General features: G+C 42.0%; 15 protein-coding genes, 1 tRNA gene and 3 rRNA genes. 18 read left to right on the top strand and 1 reads right to left on the bottom strand.

Features of this window, described 5'->3' with window-relative positions; translation table 11 throughout:
• Positions 1–3 precede the first annotated feature (3 nt).
• From rpoC to rrf, 5 genes are all read left to right on the top strand, one after another.
• Positions 4–3699 carry a DNA-directed RNA polymerase subunit beta' gene (rpoC, locus tag ACKP2L_RS06400; protein WP_439425030.1) on the top strand — a complete coding sequence of 1232 codons (3696 nt, stop codon included), beginning with the start codon at positions 4–6 and terminating at the stop codon, positions 3697–3699.
• Between the two features lie 409 nt (positions 3700–4108).
• Positions 4109–5674, top strand: a 16S ribosomal RNA gene (locus ACKP2L_RS06395).
• 93 nt (positions 5675–5767) lie between these two features.
• Positions 5768–5840 (top strand) — tRNA-Ala (locus tag ACKP2L_RS06390).
• Between the two features lie 210 nt (positions 5841–6050).
• Positions 6051–8939, top strand: a 23S ribosomal RNA gene (locus ACKP2L_RS06385).
• Between the two features lie 73 nt (positions 8940–9012).
• Positions 9013–9129 (top strand): 5S ribosomal RNA (rrf, locus tag ACKP2L_RS06380).
• The 16S, 23S and 5S rRNA genes sit together here with 1 tRNA gene alongside, the layout of an rRNA operon.
• 188 nt (positions 9130–9317) lie before the next feature.
• Here rrf and ACKP2L_RS06375 read toward each other — a convergent pair.
• Positions 9318–10196: an NAD(P)H-hydrate dehydratase gene (locus tag ACKP2L_RS06375; RefSeq protein ID WP_439425029.1), complete on the bottom strand. Its 879-nt coding sequence runs from the start codon at positions 10194–10196 to the stop codon at positions 9318–9320.
• A gap of 126 nt (positions 10197–10322) precedes the next feature.
• On the opposite strand from ACKP2L_RS06375, the gene atpB reads away from it, so the two are divergent.
• The 13 genes from atpB to ACKP2L_RS06310 all read left to right on the top strand — a co-directional run bounded on the left by atpB (position 10323) and on the right by ACKP2L_RS06310 (position 20732).
• Positions 10323–11048, top strand: a complete 726-nt coding sequence (gene atpB / locus ACKP2L_RS06370) for a F0F1 ATP synthase subunit A (RefSeq protein WP_439425028.1) — start codon at positions 10323–10325, stop codon at positions 11046–11048.
• A gap of 38 nt (positions 11049–11086) precedes the next feature.
• A complete protein-coding gene (gene atpE / locus ACKP2L_RS06365) occupies positions 11087–11302 on the top strand; it encodes a F0F1 ATP synthase subunit C (protein WP_439425027.1) in 216 nt (71 codons plus the stop codon).
• A gap of 20 nt (positions 11303–11322) precedes the next feature.
• Positions 11323–11853: a F0F1 ATP synthase subunit B gene (gene atpF, locus ACKP2L_RS06360; RefSeq protein WP_439425026.1), complete on the top strand. Its 531-nt coding sequence runs from the start codon at positions 11323–11325 to the stop codon at positions 11851–11853.
• Positions 11853–12404, top strand: coding sequence for an ATP synthase F1 subunit delta (gene atpH, locus ACKP2L_RS06355; protein WP_439425025.1), 552 nt, complete (start codon positions 11853–11855; stop codon positions 12402–12404). Before atpF ends, atpH begins: the two co-directional genes overlap by 1 nt.
• 3 nt (positions 12405–12407) lie before the next feature.
• A complete protein-coding gene (atpA, locus tag ACKP2L_RS06350) occupies positions 12408–13967 on the top strand; it encodes a F0F1 ATP synthase subunit alpha (protein ID WP_439425024.1) in 1560 nt (519 codons plus the stop codon).
• The gene (atpG, locus tag ACKP2L_RS06345) at positions 13967–14878 is read left to right on the top strand and encodes an ATP synthase F1 subunit gamma (RefSeq protein WP_439425023.1); all 912 of its coding nucleotides are present in this window, start codon (positions 13967–13969) and stop codon (positions 14876–14878) included. The genes atpA and atpG overlap by 1 nt, the downstream gene beginning before the upstream one ends.
• 25 nt (positions 14879–14903) lie before the next feature.
• Positions 14904–16409, top strand: a complete 1506-nt coding sequence (gene atpD / locus ACKP2L_RS06340; protein WP_439425022.1) for a F0F1 ATP synthase subunit beta — start codon at positions 14904–14906, stop codon at positions 16407–16409.
• Positions 16410–16419: 10 nt separating this feature from the next.
• A complete protein-coding gene (locus tag ACKP2L_RS06335; protein ID WP_439425021.1) occupies positions 16420–16848 on the top strand; it encodes a F0F1 ATP synthase subunit epsilon in 429 nt (142 codons plus the stop codon).
• A gap of 66 nt (positions 16849–16914) precedes the next feature.
• Positions 16915–17136, top strand: a complete 222-nt coding sequence (locus ACKP2L_RS06330; protein WP_439425020.1) for a DUF1146 domain-containing protein — start codon at positions 16915–16917, stop codon at positions 17134–17136.
• 37 nt (positions 17137–17173) lie between these two features.
• Positions 17174–18298 (top strand): rod shape-determining protein, encoded by a 1125-nt coding sequence (locus ACKP2L_RS06325; protein ID WP_439425019.1) that lies wholly within the window; start codon positions 17174–17176, stop codon positions 18296–18298.
• 4 nt (positions 18299–18302) lie between these two features.
• On the top strand, positions 18303–18521 hold the full coding sequence (locus tag ACKP2L_RS06320) for a DUF2969 family protein (protein ID WP_439425018.1): 219 nt from the start codon (positions 18303–18305) through the stop codon (positions 18519–18521).
• 13 nt (positions 18522–18534) lie between these two features.
• Positions 18535–19758, top strand: a complete 1224-nt coding sequence (locus ACKP2L_RS06315; protein WP_439425017.1) for an FtsW/RodA/SpoVE family cell cycle protein — start codon at positions 18535–18537, stop codon at positions 19756–19758.
• Entirely contained in the window at positions 19755–20732 is a 978-nt protein-coding gene (locus ACKP2L_RS06310; RefSeq protein WP_439425016.1) for a DUF2785 domain-containing protein, read from the top strand. Before ACKP2L_RS06315 ends, ACKP2L_RS06310 begins: the two co-directional genes overlap by 4 nt.
• The last annotated feature ends 35 nt before the right edge of the window (positions 20733–20767 follow it).

Below are 20767 nucleotides of genomic sequence, written 5' to 3'. Positions count from 1 at the left end.
AATTTGGCTATAGACGTTAACAAATTTGAATCTATGCAGATCGGCCTTGCTTCTCCGGCTAAGATCCGTGAGTGGTCTTATGGTGAAGTTAAAAAGCCCGAAACTATCAACTACCGAACTTTAAAAGCTGAGCGTGATGGACTTTTCGATGAAAGGATTTTTGGTCCGATCAAAGATTATGAGTGTGCCTGTGGAAAATATAAGCGGATTCGATATAAGGGTATCGTTTGCGATCGTTGCGGTGTTGAAGTAACTTCTTCTAAAGTTCGTCGTGAGCGAATGGGACATATAGAATTAGCTGCTCCAGTGACACATATTTGGTATTTCAAGGGTATTCCAAGCCGTATGGGCTTGATTCTTGACATGAGTCCTAGGTCTTTGGAAGAAATAATATATTTTGCTAGTTATGTCGTTATCGATCCGGGAAGCACTCAACTCGAGAAAAAACAGCTTATTACAGAGGCTGAGTATCGTGATTATAAAAATCAGTACGGAGCTGATGCTTTTGTTGCAAAAATGGGTGCTGAAGCTATCAAAGATCTTTTAGCCGAAGTAGACCTCAATAAGCAAGCAAAAGAATTAAAAGATGAATTGAAAGATGCTACCGGGCAAAAAAGGACTCGTGCTGTTCGCCGATTAGATATCGTTGAAGCATTTTTGCAGTCTGGAAATAAACCAGAGTGGATGGTTATGGATGTTATTCCGGTTATTCCGCCTGATCTTCGTCCAATGGTCCAGCTTGAAGGCGGCCGCTTTGCGACATCTGATTTGAACGATCTTTATCGTCGTGTTATCAACCGTAATAATCGTTTGAAGCGTCTTCTTGATTTGAATGCACCGGGAATCATCGTTCAAAACGAAAAGCGGATGCTGCAAGAGGCTGTAGATGCTTTGATCGATAATGGCCGCCGCGGCCGTCCTGTTTCCGGTCCTGGCAATAGACCATTGAAATCACTGTCGCATTTGCTTAAAGGCAAGGGCGGTCGTTTTCGTCAGAACCTATTAGGCAAACGTGTTGATTATTCTGGACGTTCTGTTATCGATGTTGGTCCTTTCTTAAAAATGAATCAGATGGGACTTCCGCGCCAAATGGCCGTTGAATTGTTCAAACCGTTTATTTACAATCGCCTGATAGAATTAGGTACTGAAAATGGCGGTGCTAATAATCTTCGTTCTGCTCGCAGGCTGGTTGAAAAACATGCTGAAGTCGTTCAGGATGTTTTGGAAAAGGTCGTACGTGAACATCCGGTTCTTTTAAACCGTGCACCTACTTTGCATCGTTTAGGTATCCAAGCTTTTGAACCAGTCTTGGTTTCTGGTAAATCTATGAGGCTTCATCCATTGGTATGTGAGGCTTATAATGCTGATTTTGATGGCGACCAGATGGCTATTCATGTTCCTTTATCTGATGAGGCTCAGGCCGAAGCTAGATTGCTGATGCTTGCTGCGTCACATATTTTAGCGCCTAAGGATGGTAAACCTATCGTCGCTCCTTCACAGGATATGACTATTGGTAACTATTATTTGACAACAGAGGAATCTGGTATTAAAGGCGAGGGGATGGTCTTCTCTTCAGCTGATGAAGTTAAAATCGCTTTACAGAATCATGACGTTGAATTGCACACTAGGATAGGAATAGATACTTCTAGTTTTGATCCAGAAAAGCCCTTTACTGATCAGCAAAGGGAACGTGTCTTAGTTACGACTGTTGGTAAAATTATCTTCAATGAGATTTTACCTAAAGATTTTCCATATATAAACGAAGCAAAAGAATCTAATTTTGATAAAATCGATAATCGTTTCTTTATGGAACCGGGTACCGATATCGCTGAGTGGATCAAAAACGAACCATTGAACGATCCATTCAAATCAGGATTTTTGTCTGATATCATCGCTCAAATTTACGCTCGCTATCAGGTTACGCGGACCTCAGTACTTTTGGATGATATGAAGGATCTTGGATATGATATTTCAACGCGTTCCGGTCTGACGGTCGCGATGTCTGATATCACTGAACTTCCGCAAAAGCCTGAAGTTCTTAAAGAGGCTCACCAAAGAGTTGCAACGATCACTAAGCAATTCAGACGCGGATTATTAACTGATGATGAGCGTTACACACAGGTAACTCAGACTTGGTCTGATGCTCAAGATAAAATAAAATCTATGTTGATCGATTCTTTCGATCCGAAGAATCCAATCTTTATGATGAGTGATTCTGGGGCTCGTGGAAATATTTCAAACTTCGTTCAGCTGGCTGGTATGCGTGGTTTGATGGCTGCTCCTGATGGAAAAGTTATTGAACTTCCAGTTACTGCTAATTTCCGTGAGGGACTTTCTGTTTTGGAAATGTTTATCTCTACTCATGGAGCTCGTAAAGGAATGACCGATACTGCTCTTAAAACTGCCAACTCTGGTTACTTGACCCGTCGTTTGGTCGATGTGGCCCAAGAAGTCATAGTTAGAGAAGAAGATTGTGGTACTGATCGCGGATTGGAAGTGTCAGCTATCATGGATGGCAATGAAGTGATAGAACCGCTTTACGATCGTATTTTAGGGCGTTTTGCAATGAAATCTGTTTTTGATCCTGAAACTGGAGAAAAAATAGTTGGCAAAAATGAGCTCATTAATGAAGATATTGCTAAAAAGATCGTCGATGCAGGTGTTCAAACTGTGACGATTCGTTCGATTTTCACTTGCCGTACAGAACATGGTGTTTGTGTTAAATGCTATGGCCGCAATATGGCTACTGGCGATGTTGTCGAAGTTGGTGAAGCTGTTGGTACTGTTGCCGCTCAATCTATTGGTGAACCAGGAACTCAGTTGACTATGCGGACTTTCCATACCGGCGGTGTTGCATTGTCTGAGGATATAACTCAAGGACTTCCTCGTGTTCAGGAAATTTTTGAAGCTCGCAATCCTAAAGGACGCGCTGAAATTTCAGAGGTTACCGGTAAAGTCAAGAGCATTGAGGAAAATCCTGCCGATAGGACTAAAACTGTCACTATCGAGGGAGAAACTGATACTCGTGAATATACTCTTCCAATTTCTGCGCGTTTAAGAGTTGGCGAAGGAGATTCGATTCACCGTTCTGAACCTATCAATGAAGGACCACTTGATCCAAAAGAATTGATCAAGGTATCCAGCGCTTTGAAGACTGAGAATTATCTTCTTGCCGAAGTTCAGAAAGTTTATCGTATGCAAGGTGTTGGTATCGCTGATAAACACGTTGAAGTTATGGTTCGTCAGATGCTGCGCAAGGTTCGTGTTATGGATCCTGGCCAGACAGACTTGCTCCCGGGAGAGCTTTTGGATATAGCTGACTTCCGTCGCGCTAATGTAAAAGCTGTTTTGGCTGGGCAGGTAGCTGCTACTTCTCGTCCTGTTCTGCTTGGAATAACTAAGGCATCCTTGGAGACTAATTCATTTTTGTCTGCCGCTTCATTCCAGGAGACTACACGAGTATTAACAGATGCTGCTATTCGTGGTAAAAATGATCCTTTGGTCGGCCTTAAAGAAAACGTTATTATCGGAAAGGTTATCCCTGCCGGTACTGGAGTTGCAGAATATCGTCATATTAAAGACCAGGTAGTCGCTTCTCCGGTCGCTCCTTTGGAAAAAATACCTACTTTGGATGAATTACAAAAGAGTTTTGACAGCGAAAACAAGTCAAAAACCCCTTCAAATCGAAAGAAAAATTAAATTTCCCCCCCGTTTTTTCTACCTCACAAAAATTTGTGAGGTTTTTTTGTATTTTTCCTTGACCTTCGCTGTAAATGGCGGTAATATATTTAAGTCAGCTCGTTGATGTGTTCCTTGCTTGTTAGATCAGGTAAGGAGCTGCGAAAAAGAATTTAAAAAAGTTCTTGACATTCGTTAAAAACGCTGGTATTATTAAATAGTTGCTTTCGTAAGTGACGCAGCACTTTGAAAACTGAACAGAACAATGACAAACAAATTGTGTAGGGTTCTAATTGGGTCTTTGATCCAATTGGATAAATTGATTCATTAATTTGCGAAGTCAATTCGTAATACAAAAAACAATAAATTACGGACCTTTTTTAAAAAAAGTCAGTAGTTGATTTTGAACGCTAAGTTCAGACTTTTACTTTAATATGAGAGTTTGATCCTGGCTCAGGATGAACGCTGGCGGCGTGCCTAATACATGCAAGTCGTACGCTAGTCGCCGACATGATCTCTTCGGAGTGATTGAAGGCATATGGCTAGAGTGGCGAACTGGTGAGTAACACGTAAGAAACCTGCCCTTCAGTGGGGGATAACATTTGGAAACAGATGCTAATACCGCGTAACAACGCATTACACATGTTTTGCGTTTAAAAGATCCTTTTGGATCGCTGATGGATGGTCTTGCGGCGTATTAGTTAGTTGGTGGGGTAAAGGCCCACCAAGACGATGATGCGTAGCCGAGTTGAGAGACTGGCCGGCCACATTGGGACTGAGACACTGCCCAAACTCCTACGGGAGGCTGCAGTAGGGAATTTTCCGCAATGCACGAAAGTGTGACGGAGCGACGCCGCGTGTGTGATGAAGGCTTTCGGGTCGTAAAGCACTGTTGCGAGGGAAGAATGACCAGATTCAGAGAAAGTTTCTGGCTTGACGGTACCTCGCCAGAAAGGGATGGCTAAATACGTGCCAGCAGCCGCGGTAATACGTATGTCCCGAGCGTTATCCGGATTTATTGGGCGTAAAGCGAGCGCAGACGGTTTATTAAGTCTGATGTGAAAGCCCGGGGCTCAACCCCGGAAGGGCATTGGAAACTGGTTTACTTGAGTGCGATAGAGGCAAGTGGAACTCCATGTGTAGCGGTGAAATGCGTAGATATATGGAAGAACACCAGTGGCGAAGGCGGCTTGCTAGATCGTAACTGACGTTGAGGCTCGAAAGTATGGGTAGCAAACGGGATTAGATACCCCGGTAGTCCATACCGTAAACGATGGGTGCTAGTTGTTAAGAGGTTTCCGCCTCATAGTGACGTAGCTAACGCATTAAGCACCCCGCCTGAGGAGTACGGCCGCAAGGCTAAAACTTAAAGGAATTGACGGGGACCCGCACAAGCGGTGGAGCATGTGGTTTAATTCGAAGATACGCGAAAAACCTTACCAGGTCTTGACATCCTGCTGACCGGTCTTGTAATGAGATCTTTTCTTTTGAACAGCAGTGACAGGTGGTGCATGGTCGTCGTCAGCTCGTGTCGTGAGATGTTGGGTTAAGTCCCGCAACGAGCGCAACCCTTGTTATTAGTTGCCAGCATTTAGTTGGGCACTCTAATGAGACTGCCGGTGATAAACCGGAGGAAGGTGGGGACGACGTCAGATCATCATGCCCCTTATGACCTGGGCAACACACGTGCTACAATGGGAAGTACAACGAGTTGCCAACCGGTGACGGTGAGCTAATCTCTTAAAACTTCTCTCAGTTCGGACTGGAGTCTGCAACTCGACTCCACGAAGTCGGAATCGCTAGTAATCGCGAATCAGCATGTCGCGGTGAATACGTTCCCGGGTCTTGTACACACCGCCCGTCAAATCATGGAAGTCGGAAGTACCCAAAGTCGCTTGGCTAACTTCGGAGGCCGGTGCCTAAGGTAAAACCGATGACTGGGATTAAGTCGTAACAAGGTAGCCGTAGGAGAACCTGCGGCTGGATCACCTCCTTTCTAAGGATAATCGGAAACCTGCACTGATTTTGATATCAAATTTGTTTGTCTGTTCTGTTCGGTTTTCAGAGCGTTGCCCTGAGAACAGCAACTGGGGAATTAGCTCAGCTGGGAGAGCACCTGCTTTGCAAGCAGGGGGTCATCGGTTCGAACCCGATATTCTCCATTGGCATTGATTGCCAATTGTACATTGATAACTGAATAGTAATTTTAATTTCTTGTTAATTTAAATCCTGCCGTCTAATCGACATCGGGCGGCAGGTAATTGAACCGAGAAATTCACTTCGATAAAAGTAACTGAAAAGTTACCGCTAATAAATATCTATTAATTTAGATCTCATATTTTATTGGCTGATCGTGAAGCATTTGCTTCATAGGTTAAGTTAATAAGGGCGCACGGTGGATACCTTGGCACTAGCAGGCGATGAAGGACGTGACTAACTACGATATGCCTCGGTTAGCTGTAAGTAAGCTTACCCGGGGATCTCCGAATGGGGCAACCCGATCTTAATGATCATCATTCTTTTGAATTCATAGATTGAATGAGGCGACACGCTGTGAACTGAAACATCTCAGTAGCAGCAGGAAAGTAAAGAAATTTCGATTCCGTCAGTAGCGGCGAGCGAACGCGGAAGAGCCCAAACCTGGATGCTTGCATCCAGGGGTTGTAGGACTGATGTTGAGTTACAAAGGCAGCAGATAGCTGAATCAGTTGGGAAGCTGATCCATAGAGGGTGATAGACCCGTAAGCGAAATCTCCTGCTCTCTAATCAGGATCCTGAGTACGGCCCAGCACGTGAAATTGGGTCGGAATCTGGGAGGACCATCTCCCAAGGCTAAATACTAGCTAGTGACCGATAGTGAACCAGTACCGTGAGGGAAAGGTGAAAAGAACCCCGGAAGGGGAGTGAAATAGTTCTTGAAACCGTGTGCTTACAAGAAGTTCGAGGCCGTTAATGGCTGAGAGCGTGCTTTTTGTAGAATGAACCGGAGAGTTACGATTACGTGCAAGGTTAAGGTGCAAAGACTGGAGCCGTAGCGAAAGCGAGTCTGAATAGGGCGCTTCAGTACGTGGTTGTAGACCCGAAACCGAGTGACCTATCCATGGTCAGGTTGAAGGTGGGGTAATACCTACTGGAGGACCGAACAAGTGGGTGTTAAAAAACCCTTTGATGAACTGTGGATAGCGGTGAAATTCCAATCGAACTCGGAGATAGCTGGTTCTATCCGAAATACATTTAGGTGTAGCCTTGCATTTAGCTTACTGGAGGTAGAGCACTTTTTGATCTAGGGGCCCTTTCTGGGTTACCAAAATCAGATAAACTCCGAATGCCAGCTAAGTATATGCAGGAGTCAGACGGTGAGTGATAAGATCCATCGTCAAAAGGGGAACAGCCCAGATCACCAGTTAAGGTCCCTAAATATATGCTAAGTGGAAAACGTTGTGAAGGTGCGTAGACAACTAGGAGGTTGGCTCAGAAGCAGCCATCCTTTAAAGAGTGCGTAATAGCTCACTAGTCGAGTGCTCTTGCGCGGATAATGTACCGGGGCTAAGCATATTACCGAAACTGTGGATGCGTAAGCATGGTAGGATAGCGTAGTTAATGCAATGAAGGATGACCGTAAGGACATGTTGGAGCGTTAACTAGTGAGAATTCCGGTATGAGTAGCGAAAGATAGGTGAGAATCCTATCCACCGAATGAGTAAGGTTTCCCCCGGAAGGCTCGTCCGCGGGGGGTTAGTCGGGACCTAAGGCGAGGCTGAGAAGCGTAGTCGATGGACAACAGGTTGATATTCCTGTACCGATATTGAATTGCCGATGGAAGGACGCAGAAGGATAGCACAGGCCACTATTGGATGTGGTTTTAAGCAGTTAGTCTGTATAAGAGTCAAATGCTTTTATACTTAAGGATAAGCTGTGAAGGTACCAAGTTTACTTGGGAATTGTGTGACTTCACGCTGCTGAAAAAAGTTTCGTAGGAAGAAGATATCGCCCGTACCGCAAACCGACACAGGTACTCGAGTGGAGAACACTAAGGTGAGCGAGTGAACTATTGTTAAGGAACTCTGCAAAATGAGTCCGTAACTTCGGAAGAAGGACTGCTGGCATTTGCCAGCCGCAGCGAATAGGCCCAAGCAACTGTTTATCAAAAACACAGGTTTCTGCAAAATCGTAAGATGAAGTATAGGGGCTGACGCCTGCCCAGTGCTGGAAGGTTAAAAGGAGGACTTAGCTTCGGCGAAGGTCTGAATTGAAGCCCCAGTGAACGGCGGCCGTAACTATAACGGTCCTAAGGTAGCGAAATTCCTTGTCGGGTAAGTTCCGACCCGCATGAAAGGCGTAATGATTTGGGCGCTGTCTCGACAATAGACTCGGTGAAATTTAAATTCCAGTGAAGATGCTGGGTACCCGCGACAGGACGGAAAGACCCCGTGGAGCTTTACTGTAGCTTGATATTGAATGTTTGTGCTGCATGTGCAGGATAGGTAGGAGACTTTGAAGTCGGAACGCTAGTTTCGATCGAGTCACCCTTGAGATACTACCCTTGTTGTATGAACGTTCTAACTCTGATCAGTTATCCTGATCGAAGACAGTGTCTGGCAGGCAGTTTGACTGGGGCGGTCGCCTCCTAAATAATAACGGAGGCGCTCAAAGGTTTGCTCAGAATGGTTGGAAATCATTCTTTGCGTGTAAAGGCATAAGCAAGCTTGACTGTGAGATCGACAGATCGAGCAGGTACGAAAGTAGGACTTAGTGATCCGGTGGTTCCGTATGGAAGGGCCATCGCTCAACGGACAAAAGCTACCCCGGGGATAACAGGCTCATCTCCCCCAAGAGTCCACATCGACGGGGAGGTTTGGCACCTCGATGTCGGCTCATCGCATCCTGGGGCTGTAGTCGGTCCCAAGGGTTGGGCTGTTCGCCCATTAAAGCGGTACGCGAGCTGGGTTCAGAACGTCGTGAGACAGTTCGGTCCCTATCCGTCGTGGGCGCAGGAAATTTGAGAGGATCTGTCCTTAGTACGAGAGGACCGGGATGGACATACCTCTGGTGTACCAGTTGTTCTGCCAAGAGCACCGCTGGGTAGCTATGTATGGATTAGATAATCGCTGAAGGCATCTAAGTGAGAAACTAACCTCAAGATGAGATTTCCCATTCGTTAGAAGTAAGACCCCTGAGAGACGATCAGGTAGATAGGCTAGAAGTGGAAGCGTAGTGATGCGCGCAGCGGACTAGTACTAATAGGTCGAGGACTTAACCAAGTAATTATCGTGGTTCGGTTCAAGGTTAATGGATTTTAAGATTACTATTCGGTTATCAGTGTACAAGCACTGGTGTCGTATTTATTCCGGTGAGGTCACACCTGTTCCCATTCCGAACACAGTAGTTAAGCTCACCCGGGCCCAAGGTAGTTACAGGAACGCCTGTTGCGAGATTAGGTCGATGCGATGCAAAAAGCACCTTCGGGTGCTTTTTTTGTGTCTATTTGTATGTTGTGTTTGCTTATAGCCCTTGGATCTATTAAAAAAGCAGCTTGAGCCGCTTTTATGTTTGTGCTGTATTGGTCTGTGTTTATATCTTTTTCAGTAATTTGGTCTGTGTTTGGTCTGTGTTTATATCTGTTTCAGCAAGCTGTCGGTCTATTCAAGGCCGGAGCTGTCTTTTGGCAGCTTTTTAGCGGCCTGGGCCATCAATTCGGCCAAGTGGTCAGTCACCTGGCTGGGCTGGGTCGTATAGTACTGTTGGCTTAAAGACCGGGCACTGGCCGAGTGGAGGTAGACGGCAGCTTGGATGGTGTTATAAATGCTTGTTTTGAATTGGCCGACGAACGATGCTATTATACCTGCTAAAGTATCTCCCATTCCGCCCACTGCTTGAAATGGTCCGCCAATGGTTAATTTGTAATATTTTTGTGAATCGTCTATGGAATAGATTTCGGTCGAAGGTCCTTTTAATACTAGATAATCAGCATTTATTTTTTTGAGAATAGAATAATTTTTATCAGGCTTTTGGTTTTCGATATTTAGTTTTGATATTCTTTGCCATTCTCCTTGGTGAGGCGTTAATATCTTTATCCCTTTATCGGGTAATTTAATATTTTTTTCGCCAATCAAACTTAGTGCCGTTCCATCTATTACTAAAATTTGATCGTCTGTTATTTCTGTAAAAAGAAGGTTTATCAAATTTAAGCTTTCTTGGCTTTTTTCTAAACCTGAACCAATAAGGATCACGTCCGAACGGTTTATCATTTTTTTTAATTTTTCCGTATCCTTGTAATCCATAAACATAGCTTCCGGGACGACACTAAGCATAGAGGTCCTATTTATTTTGTCAGAAGCTAACGTGACTAAACCAGCTCCGGAATAGACTGCAGCTCGGGTTGACATTATCGCTGCTCCTCCTAAAGATGCACTTCCGCATATTAGAAGCAGCCTGCCAAAATTCGTTTTATTTAGCTGCGGATCTCTTTTTTTAATTACTTTACTTAATATTTCTTTCTTTATTATTACTTTTTCCATATCGTCCAAAGATTAACATATTACAAAATTGCAAGCAATTGATTAGTAAGCGTTTACAAGTTAAAAAATTCGCAAAAAAATAAATGATAAGCGGTAAAATGAAGTATATGGAAAAGAGGTGATGATATGCCTGGTGGTACATTGAAGACTTTTCAGTTTTTGGGCTTGACCTTTGACTGGACAACGGTTATTTCTACTTTGTCAGCCTTCATTATTGTTTTGGCACTTGTATTCTTTCTATCCAGAAACCTAAGTGTTCGTCCTAGTAAAAGACAAAATCTTTTGGAATGGGTAATTGATTTTACTAATGGTATAGTTAAGGACCAGATACCTGTGAAGGGTGGTTCTTCATATAATTTGTACATTTTTACTCTTTTCCTTTTTATTTTTGTTTCTAATCAGATGGGTCTTTTTCTACAATTTGGAAGTGATGCTTCTCAAATAAAAAGTCCTACATCTATTCCGCTAGTGACTTTGACACTTGCCTTGATTTCCATGGTTGTTGCTCATTTTGCCGGTGTTGCTAGGTTTGGCCTTAAAGGTTACTTCAAGAATACTTTTTTGAGGCCTTTTCCAGCCATGTTTCCGTTAGAGATATTAGATCAATTAACGAATCTTTTAACTCTGGGTCTTCGAATTTACGGAAATATATTTGCTGGAGAACTGCTTTTAAATTTAATTGCAAGTTTGGCATTACCGAATAACAGCCTTAGTTCTCCTATCGGATTCATTGTTGCGATTCCTTTAGAACTAATTTGGCAGGGTTTTAGTGTTTTCATCGGTGCAATACAGGCGTTTGTTTTTACAACTTTGACCAGTGTCTATATTTCACAAATGATTACGAAAGAATGATTGATTTCACAAATTAAAAAAGAGAGGATTAAAGGATTATGAATTTTATTGCTGCAGGTATTGCTTTGTGCGGTTCAGCTCTTGGTGCTGGAATCGGAAATGGTATCTTGATGTCTAAACTGATCGAATCAGTTGCACGCCAGCCTGAGTTAGAAGGCCGTTTGCGTACTAATATGTTTATCTGCATGGCCCTTGTTGAAGCCATGCCGGTTATCGTTATAGCTTTGTCATTTATTTTGATGAATTCCAGATAATAAAAAAGGAGGTATAAAGTATGCTCACAACAATTGCAATTGTTATCCCGCAGGGTTCTGCAATTCTAGTGCTGTTGACTTTTATTCTTCTGATGTATCTTGTCAAAAAGATTGCCTGGGGTCCTATCACTAAAATGATGGACGAAAGAGCAAACCAGATTGATAGTGATCTTGATTCTGCTGCTAAATCTCGTGAAGAAGCTCAAAAACTTCATTCCACGGCAGATAAACTTCTTAAGGATAGCAAAGCGCAGGCTGCTGATATAGTTGAGAAAGCTCGTAAATCTTCTGAGGATGAGGCGAAGAAGATCGTGGACATGGCAAGAGCGCACGCTGACTCAGTCAGCCGTCAAGCCCAAGCCGATGCTCGCCAAGCAAAAGCTGACGCTTTGGATTCTGCTAAAGATCAGATTGCAGATATTTCTGTTTCGATAGCTTCTCAGCTGTTACAAACTGAAATAGATGCAGATAAGCATAGAGAATTGATAAATGATTTTATCGATCAACTCGAAACCGAAGAGAAAAGCGGGTCCGACAAGGAGAATAGCTGATGTCGGAAAATGATAATCGTATTGTTAGCAATTACGCTAAAGCTTTGATAGAGATATCTAATTCAAATGCGTCCGAAGTTTTATCGGAATTGCAAGCGATCAAAAAGGTATTAGATACAAACCAAAAATTAGTACAATTGCTTGATGATGTGTCGGTCATAAAGAAACAGCAAGATCGTTTTATTGATGCTTTATCTGACGGATCAACGAATGTTGTATCTAATTTTCTTCATACATTAGCTGATAATCGTCATTTTTCATTATTTAACAGCATTGTTGAACAATTACAAGACTTGATTGATGCTCGGCAAAATAAGTCAATAGTAACCGCTAAGACCGTAGTTCCGCTAGATAAAAAGCAGACTGAGAAGATAGCTTTAATTGCAAAAAAGACTTTTGGTCTTGGTCAAGTTACAGTTAAAAATATTATTGATCCAACGATCGTTGGAGGAGTCGTTTTAACATCTGGTTCCAAAACGATCGATGGTTCACTAAAAACAAAATTAGGACAGCTGAATCGTCATATTAAGAATGCTGTCGGAAAGGAGTAAGTAATGGCAATTAAATCAGATAAAATAAGTTCGCTGATAAAACAGCAGCTTAAAGAATACGATTCGTCTTTAAAAATAGATGAAGTCGGGACTGTTACTTACGTTGGTGATGGAGTTGCTCGTGCCAGCGGATTAGCCAATGCAATGTCTGGAGAATTGCTCCAATTCGAAAATGGCGTCTATGGAATGGCTCAGAACCTTGAAGAGTCTGAAGTAGGTATTATCGTATTGGGCGATTTCGAAGGGATCAGCCAAGGCGATTCCGTTAAAAGAACTGGCCAAGTTATGGAAGTACCGGTCGGAGACCAAATGATCGGTCGTGTCGTTAACGCTTTAGGCGAGGCGATCGATGGTCAAGGCGAAATAAAAACCGACCATACGCGTCCTGTTGAATTTAAAGCACCCGGTGTTATGCAGCGTAAATCAGTTTCTGAACCTTTGCAGACTGGTATCAAAGTTATTGATGCCTTAGTTCCTATTGGAAAAGGGCAGCGTGAGCTCATCATCGGTGATCGTAAAACTGGTAAAACTTCATTAGCTATCGATACTATCCTTAATCAAAAAGATCAGGATATGATAGTTGTTTATGTTGCAATAGGCCAAAAGGATTCAACCGTTCGCAGCCAAGTTGAAACTCTTCGCCAAATGGGAGCGATGTCTTATACGGTCGTTGTTTCTGCCGGACCATCTGAGCCGGCGCCTATGCTTTATTTGGCACCTTATGTTGGAGCAGCGATTGGTGAGTACTTTATGTACAATGGCAAAAATGTTTTGATCGTTTACGATGATTTGAGCAAACAAGCCATGGCTTATCGTGAGCTTTCATTAATTTTGAGGCGTCCGCCTGGACGTGAAGCTTATCCTGGAGATGTCTTTTACCTGCACAGCCGTTTGTTAGAAAGAGCTGCTAAATTAAGTGATGATCTGGGTGGAGGTTCAATGACCGCTTTGCCTATAATCGAAACTCAAGCAGGGGATGTTTCTGCTTATATTCCGACTAATGTAATATCGATCACTGATGGACAAATTTTCTTGGATGCTGATCAATTCTTTGCTGGCAACCGTCCTGCTATTGATGCTGGAACATCTGTTTCGCGTGTTGGCGGGGATGCACAAATTAAAGCCATGAAGAAAGTATCTGGTACCTTGCGTTTGGATTTGGCTTCTTATCATGAACTGGAAGCATTTTCTCAATTCGGATCTGATTTGGATGCACCGACCCAAGCTAAATTGGCCCGTGGCCGTCGTACAGTTGAAGTATTGAACCAGCCGCTCCACAAACCAATGGCAGTTGAGCACCAAGTTTTGATACTTTATGCCTTGACTCATGGTTTTCTTGATGATATTGATGTCAGTGATATTCAACGTTTCCAAAATGAATTGATTGATTTTGTTTCAAAAGATAAAACACACTCTCAGATTTTTAGCGAAATCAAATCTACTGGTAATCTACCAAAAGACGACATCATGATTGCGGCGTTAAATGACTTTAAGAAGCAATTCTCTAAGTCAAAAGAACCAAGTGATTATGTTCCTCAAAAAGAAAAAGAGGAGAATAAATAATGGCAGGCCTCCAAGATATTCGTCGAAGAATAGATTCGACGAAGAAAACTAGTCAAATTACCAGTGCGATGTATATGGTAAGTTCAAGTAAACTGACTCAAATTCAAAAACACACTTCTACTTATTTGGACTACGCAAATCATGTTGAGGCGATCGTTGCGCATCTATCGCAAGCACATCTATTCGAACAGAACAATAGAAGCGATATACCTTTTCTTACGCAAAGGCCGATCAAGACAACGGCGATATTGGTAATAACTTCTGATCGTGGATTAGTTGGAGGCTACAATAACCAGGTTTTGAAGACTACGGATCAGTTTATGTCGGATCATGATTTAACGGCTGATAATACTTTGATTTTCGCCGTTGGCGGTAAAGGTGCTGATTATTACAACAAAAAAGGTTTTAAGATCGCCTTTGAAAATCGAGATATAACTGATGTGCCTAAATTCTGGGAAGTTTCTGATTTGGTTCGTGAAATCACTAAGCAATACGCAGCAGAAAAGTTTGATGCTTTGGAACTGATCTTTAATCATTTTGCAAACAGACTTTCTAATCGTGTAACTCATGAAAGCATCTTGCCGATCAAGGCAGATAATTTTAGGAAAGATGATCAAGGAAATCTGCTTAATGATAAATATCAAAATACTGTTCATAGCTATGATTTTGAACCGGAACCGGAAGTATTATTAAAATCAGTTCTTCCGCAATTTGCTCAATCCTTATTGTATGGAGCTATTTTAGATGCAAAAACTGCTGAGCATTCGGCATCGGCTAACGCTATGCAGACAGCAACCGATAATGCAAAAGATTTAATTTCTTCGCTGAATTTAAAATATAATCGTGCAAGACAAGCCGCTATAACTACAGAAATTACAGAAATTACTGGTGGCATGGCAGCTTTGCAGTAGAATAATTAAAAAGAAAGGAGAAAAGATGGCAGACAACAAAAGTAATTCAAAAGCAGAAACTGCTGATCTTGAAAGTTCTCAATCATCCAATAAAGAAAATCAGCAAAAGTCTTTTTCTTCGAATGATAAAGAATTGACAAAAGGCAGTATTTTGCAAGTCATTGGACCTGTTGTTGATGTTCAGTTTTCAGATGGTGTTAAGTTGCCGGATATCAATAATGCTCTGAAAGTTAAAAGACCTGACGGCAGTGATTTAACTTTGGAAGTTTCTATTGATCTTGGTGATAACGTTGTAAGAACGATCGCGATGGATTCTACCGACGGTCTGGTTCGTGGATCTGAAGTAGTTGATACTGGCAACCCTATTGAAGTTCCAGTCGGTCAAGCCACTTTAGGAAGAGTCTTCAATGTCTTAGGTCAACCAGTTGATGGTGCCGGAGATATACCTGATTCTGTCGATCGTCATCCGATTCACCGCCCTGCTCCTAAATATGATGAACTAGCTACTTCTGCAGAAGTTCTCGAGACCGGTATAAAAGTTATCGATTTGCTTGAACCTTATCTGCGTGGTGGAAAAACTGGTTTGTTTGGCGGTGCAGGTGTTGGTAAGACTGTTCTTATTCAGGAATTGATTCACAATATTGCCCAAGGACACAATGGAATTTCTGTTTTCACAGGTGTTGGTGAACGCACTCGTGAAGGTAATGATATGTATTATGAAATGAAGGCAAGCGGGGTTTTGAAAAATACCGCTATGGTCTATGGGCAGATGAACGAGCCGCCTGGAGCACGTATGCGGGTAGCTTTGACCGGTTTGACGATGGCGGAGGATTTCCGTGATCAAGAAAATAAAGATGTTCTTTTATTTATAGATAACATCTTTAGATTTACGCAAGCTGGTTCTGAGGTATCTGCTTTGCTTGGCCGTATTCCTTCAGCTGTTGGTTATCAACCAACTTTGGCTACTGAAATGGGTCAGCTTCAAGAAAGAATAACTTCGACGAAAAAAGGTTCTGTAACTTCTATTCAGGCTGTTTATGTTCCAGCTGACGATTATACAGACCCTGCGCCTGCAACGACTTTTGCTCATTTGGATGCAACTACTAATTTGGAGCGTTCATTAACTCAACAAGGTATTTATCCAGCTGTTGATCCTTTGGAATCGACTTCCAGCGCTTTAACTCCTGATATTGTTGGTGAAGAACATTACCAAGTAGCCGTTGAAGTTCAACATGTTCTTCAAAGATATAAAGAGCTGCAGGATATTATTTCTATTCTTGGTATGGATGAACTTTCTGATGAGGAAAAAACCATAGTTAACAGAGCTCGCCGTATCCAGTTCTTCTTAAGCCAGCCTTTCTCAGTTGCCGAGCAGTTTACCGGTGTTCCGGGACAATATGTTCCAGTTTCTGAAACAGTCCGCGGTTTTAAGGAAATCCTTGAAGGAAAACATGATGATCTGCCTGAAGAGGCTTTTCGTAATGTCGGTACTATTGACCAAGCTGTTGAAAAAGCTAAAGGTATGAAGTAAGGAGGCTTTAATGGCTGATAATTCACCTAGTGAAAGTAAGCATTTGTCAACTAGTATAGTGACTCCTGACGGCACTGTTTATCATCAAGATGATGTTGATATGGCGGTTTTAGATACTTTAGCTGGTCAAATAGGGATCATGGCTAATCACATTCCGCTTGTAGTTGCTTTGAGAATTTCTCAAATGCGTGTTCATCGCGGTGAAAAAGAGGACTTGTACACCGTTAATGGTGGATTCGCTGAGTTTAGCGATAATGTTTTGACGGTTGTCGCTGATTCTGCTGAAAACGCCAGTGATATCGATGTGTCTCGTGCTCAAGCTGCGGAACAAAGAGCGAAGATCAGAGCTCAAAGAGCTAAAACATCTGATGAACGAGCACGTGCTAGAGTAGCATTGGCCCGAGCCATTAATCGAATAAATACATCTAAAGTTAGATAATCTTGTTTTTATTAATGTTTTTATTAAGAGTGCGGAAAACCGCGCTCTTTTGTATACAATCAAAACATGCAGAATTTATTTCAATTTCTTTTTACACTGATTTGTGTTTATTTATCTTTTTGGAGTTTACAAAATGTTCAGTTTGAAAAAATTATTGATCCCAGAGCTGGTCGACAAATAATTTTACTTCGGGTTTTTCTGGCAATAATAATCGGCTTCTTTGTAGCTAATTTTTTCTTAACTATGGGTAATCTGATAATCGATTTCTCTCACAGCATTAGCCATTAGTTAAAAGTATGCGTGTTATAATTGAATGCGAGGTTTTATGGCAAAAGATATTGGAATTGATTTGGGAACAGCTAATGTTTTGATCTATGTTGAGGGTCAGGGCATTGCTTTAAATGAGCCGTCCGTCGTTGCGATCGATGCTAAAACGGATCAAGTTTTAGCAATTGGATCAGACGCTTATAAATGGATCGATCGAGGCAACCAAGACATTCGCGTGGTCAGACCGTTAAAAGATGGAGTTATCTCTGATTTTGATGCAACAGAGGCAATGCTCACAACTTTTGTCAACCAATTGAGAGTAAAGGGTTGGATGAGCAGACCGAATATAATGATTTGTGCGCCGACTAATATAACTGAAATCGAGCGTAAAGCGATCATTCAAGCAGCACAGTCAGCTGGCGGAGCAAATGTTTATCTAGAATATGAGCCCAAGGTCGCTGCTGTTGGAGCAGGATTGGATATTTTTGATTTTGTAGGCAGTATGGTCATTGATATCGGCGGCGGCACATCAGATATTGCTGTTTTGTCAGGCGGTGATATTGTTGCTAGTCAGTCGCTTAGAATGGCTGGAGATCAAATGACACAAGATATTATTCATTATGTTCGCCAGCAGTTTGGTATTTTAATTGGAACGCCGATGGCTGAGAGAATCAAACAAGAAGTTGGTTCTGCTTTACAGGTCGCAAATCCGATCGAAATGACTATTAGAGGCCAAGACCTTAATGATACCAATTCAGTTAAAGGGCTGCCAAAGCAAGTTACTATTGATTCAAATGATATTGAAGAGGCGATGCATTCTACTCTTACACATATAGTCCGTTCTTCAAAGGAAATTTTAGGTCAGATCCAGCCAGGTCTTGCCGGAGATATTATTGATCGCGGCATTATGCTGACAGGAGGCGGATCTCTGCTGGGAACTAATGTTAAAGGCGGCGGCATAGACACTCTGCTTCAACAAGAACTGCATGTGCCGGTAAGTATTTCTGACTCGCCTTTGGATAATGTTGCTAAGGGCGCCGGTACTCTACTAGAATATGCAAAGCAAGAGCGGCACCATGCACATCAAGTTTTGGGGATCGGCAACCCTTCATACAAAAAGAAGTTAGATAAAGAAACACAAATAAAATCAAATAATATTCACATTAATAAAGTTGAGCAGTAAATTGATGTCTGGCAATCAAAAACAATATCAGGTAGAAATAGTTGAAGAAGGCGATCGGCTTTCTGTCCGCATAGGGAAGCAAGTTGCTGGATCGGTTTCTTTTGACAAAAATAGCGGTCAGTATCAGGCTACTAATTTTTTTGAAAAATTTATTGGAGATTTTAAAAAAGAAGATCAAGCTGTTATGGCTGTTATATCCAGTTTTAACTTAAGACAAGCTTGATTTTCGGATAAATATGCAGAATGCTGATTTAAAAAATAGAGGAATGACTTTCCATCGAGATGATAATTATCAAATCGATTGGCGGATCATTTTTATAGTTATGGGTTTAATGGCGATCGGTTTTGTATCGCTGTTTTTGGCATTAAGGGCTGATTCAAGCGGATCTGTCACTAGAACTTTGGCAGTACAAGTCCTTTGGTGGATATTTGGCTGGGGATTAGCCGTCCTGTTAATGCACTTGGACGCTGATCAACTTTTTAGATTCGCTCCGATCGCCTATGCACTCGGGATCGGCCTGCTTATTTTTGTTCTTTTTGCTTACAGCCGCAGTTTAGCTGCCAGTAATAACGCAAAGTCTTGGTTGAGTTTCGGTGGATTGACTTTTCAGCCATCAGAGGTAATGAAGCCATCCTTGATCCTAATGCTGGCACGTTGTGTATATGTCCATAATAATAAATATCCGGTACACACTGTCTCATCAGATTTTTTGCTGATCGGAAAAATGCTTGCCTACACTCTCCCTGTTTTAGTGCTCATGCATTTACAAAATGATTTTGGTTCCAGTCTTGTTTTTGTTGCTATATTTGCTGGTGTGTTTTTGGTTTCGGGCATTTTAAACCGAATATTGATACCTATAACCGTTTCGGTTGCTAGTTTAGCAGCTATCGTTCTCTTAGCAGTCACGACAACTATTGGTCGAAATTTTCTTGCAGGATTAGGATTTCAGCCTTATCAATTTGCTCGTATCGACGTTTGGCTGAATCCAAGCGGGAATAGCAGTACCAATTCCGGGTATCAGCTTTTTCAATCGATAAAAGCCATTGGATCAGGAAGAATATTCGGAAACGGTGCTGGCAATATTTCGGTAAACGTACCGGTACGCGAGTCTGATATGATTTTTTCTGTAATCGGCGAAGCATTCGGCTTCATTGGCGGTTTTGTTTTAATAGCACTATACTTTTTCTTGATTTACAGTATGATCAGAAGGGTCTTTGACACCCGCAATTCCTTTTATGCTTACGTTGTGTCCGGTGTTGTTCTAATGATACTTTTTCACGTATTTGAAAATATCGGTATGACTATCGGACTAGTTCCTTTGACTGGTATTCCATTGCCGTTTATAAGCCAAGGAGGATCAGCTTTAATAGCGAACATGATCGGGATCGGCCTGACCTTGAGTATGCAATATCATAATTTTACGAGTGCGTTTTCTAAAAAGGAGACTTCTTTTAAATGATAGAAAGTCAAATAAATTTAGTTAAGGACACTGTTTCTCAGGCTAGAAAAAAGTTGGCAGCAGGCAAAGTTTATGGTTCTTTGAATGGCCAGCTGGAAAATCTAGTTGGAAGTCTTTCCAAGCGATCAAAAACGATTGTAAAATCTCCCGACGGCGGGGACCAGGCTCTTGCTTTGATGCAGCAGACAGCGGAAAAATTTATTAAGCAAAAAAAAGTATTTTTGACTGATGATCAACTTTTTGAAATTTTAAGGCAATTAGCTTCGCCGAATCCGGCTTATCGTGATCGTGGCGCTTTTTATTTTTTGACGGACATGATTTCTAATAAAGCTCTTAGCTTTGAACAAATGCGTTGGATAACCAATTACTTGATTTCCGATGACCGTCTTTTCGCGCACATTCTCGAACCCTTGAATGACGCTGTTTTTGAACGGTCTTTTTCAATGTTGGTCCTTGGGCAGCTTCTTGCTACAGATGCTCAAGATCATTTTATCGATGATCAATTAAGAAACAGAATAATCGAGCAAGTTGCATCATATTCTTTACTAGAACAAGACGGCAGAGGATTCGTGGGCGAGAAGGGCTGGGCTCATGCCTTTGTTCATATCGGTAACGTTTTAACTGTTTTATTTGGTGATGAACGGATCCGCAGGTCTGATAAGCTTCTATTGCTGGCTTCTATGCTGGTTGGCTATCATAATGTAGCTGTACCTTTTGTGGCGGGTGAAGATTCAAGACTTGCATCTTTTCTTGCTTATGCGACCAAGATAAATCGCCTTTATGAAGACTATTTTCTGAGAGTTCTTAAATTTTGGCATCAGGGTTTAACTGCTCAAATGTCGATTTCAACTGAGTCCGGTTGGAACAAAGTTTATAATCGCAATCGGCTTTTGCAAGTTATTTTACTTAAAACTGATAGTTTTCCACGCCCTATAATTGACTATATACAGAGCAGTAAAGACTTTTTAAGTTGATCGATCTATTGACAAATAATTAGAAATATGAGATT

This window comes from Oenococcus alcoholitolerans (assembly GCF_051852995.1).
Taxonomy (GTDB): Bacteria; Bacillota; Bacilli; order Lactobacillales; family Lactobacillaceae; genus Oenococcus; species Oenococcus alcoholitolerans.
The sequence above is the reverse complement of the archived record's forward strand: the minus strand, read 5'-3'. Positions and strand labels throughout refer to the sequence as shown.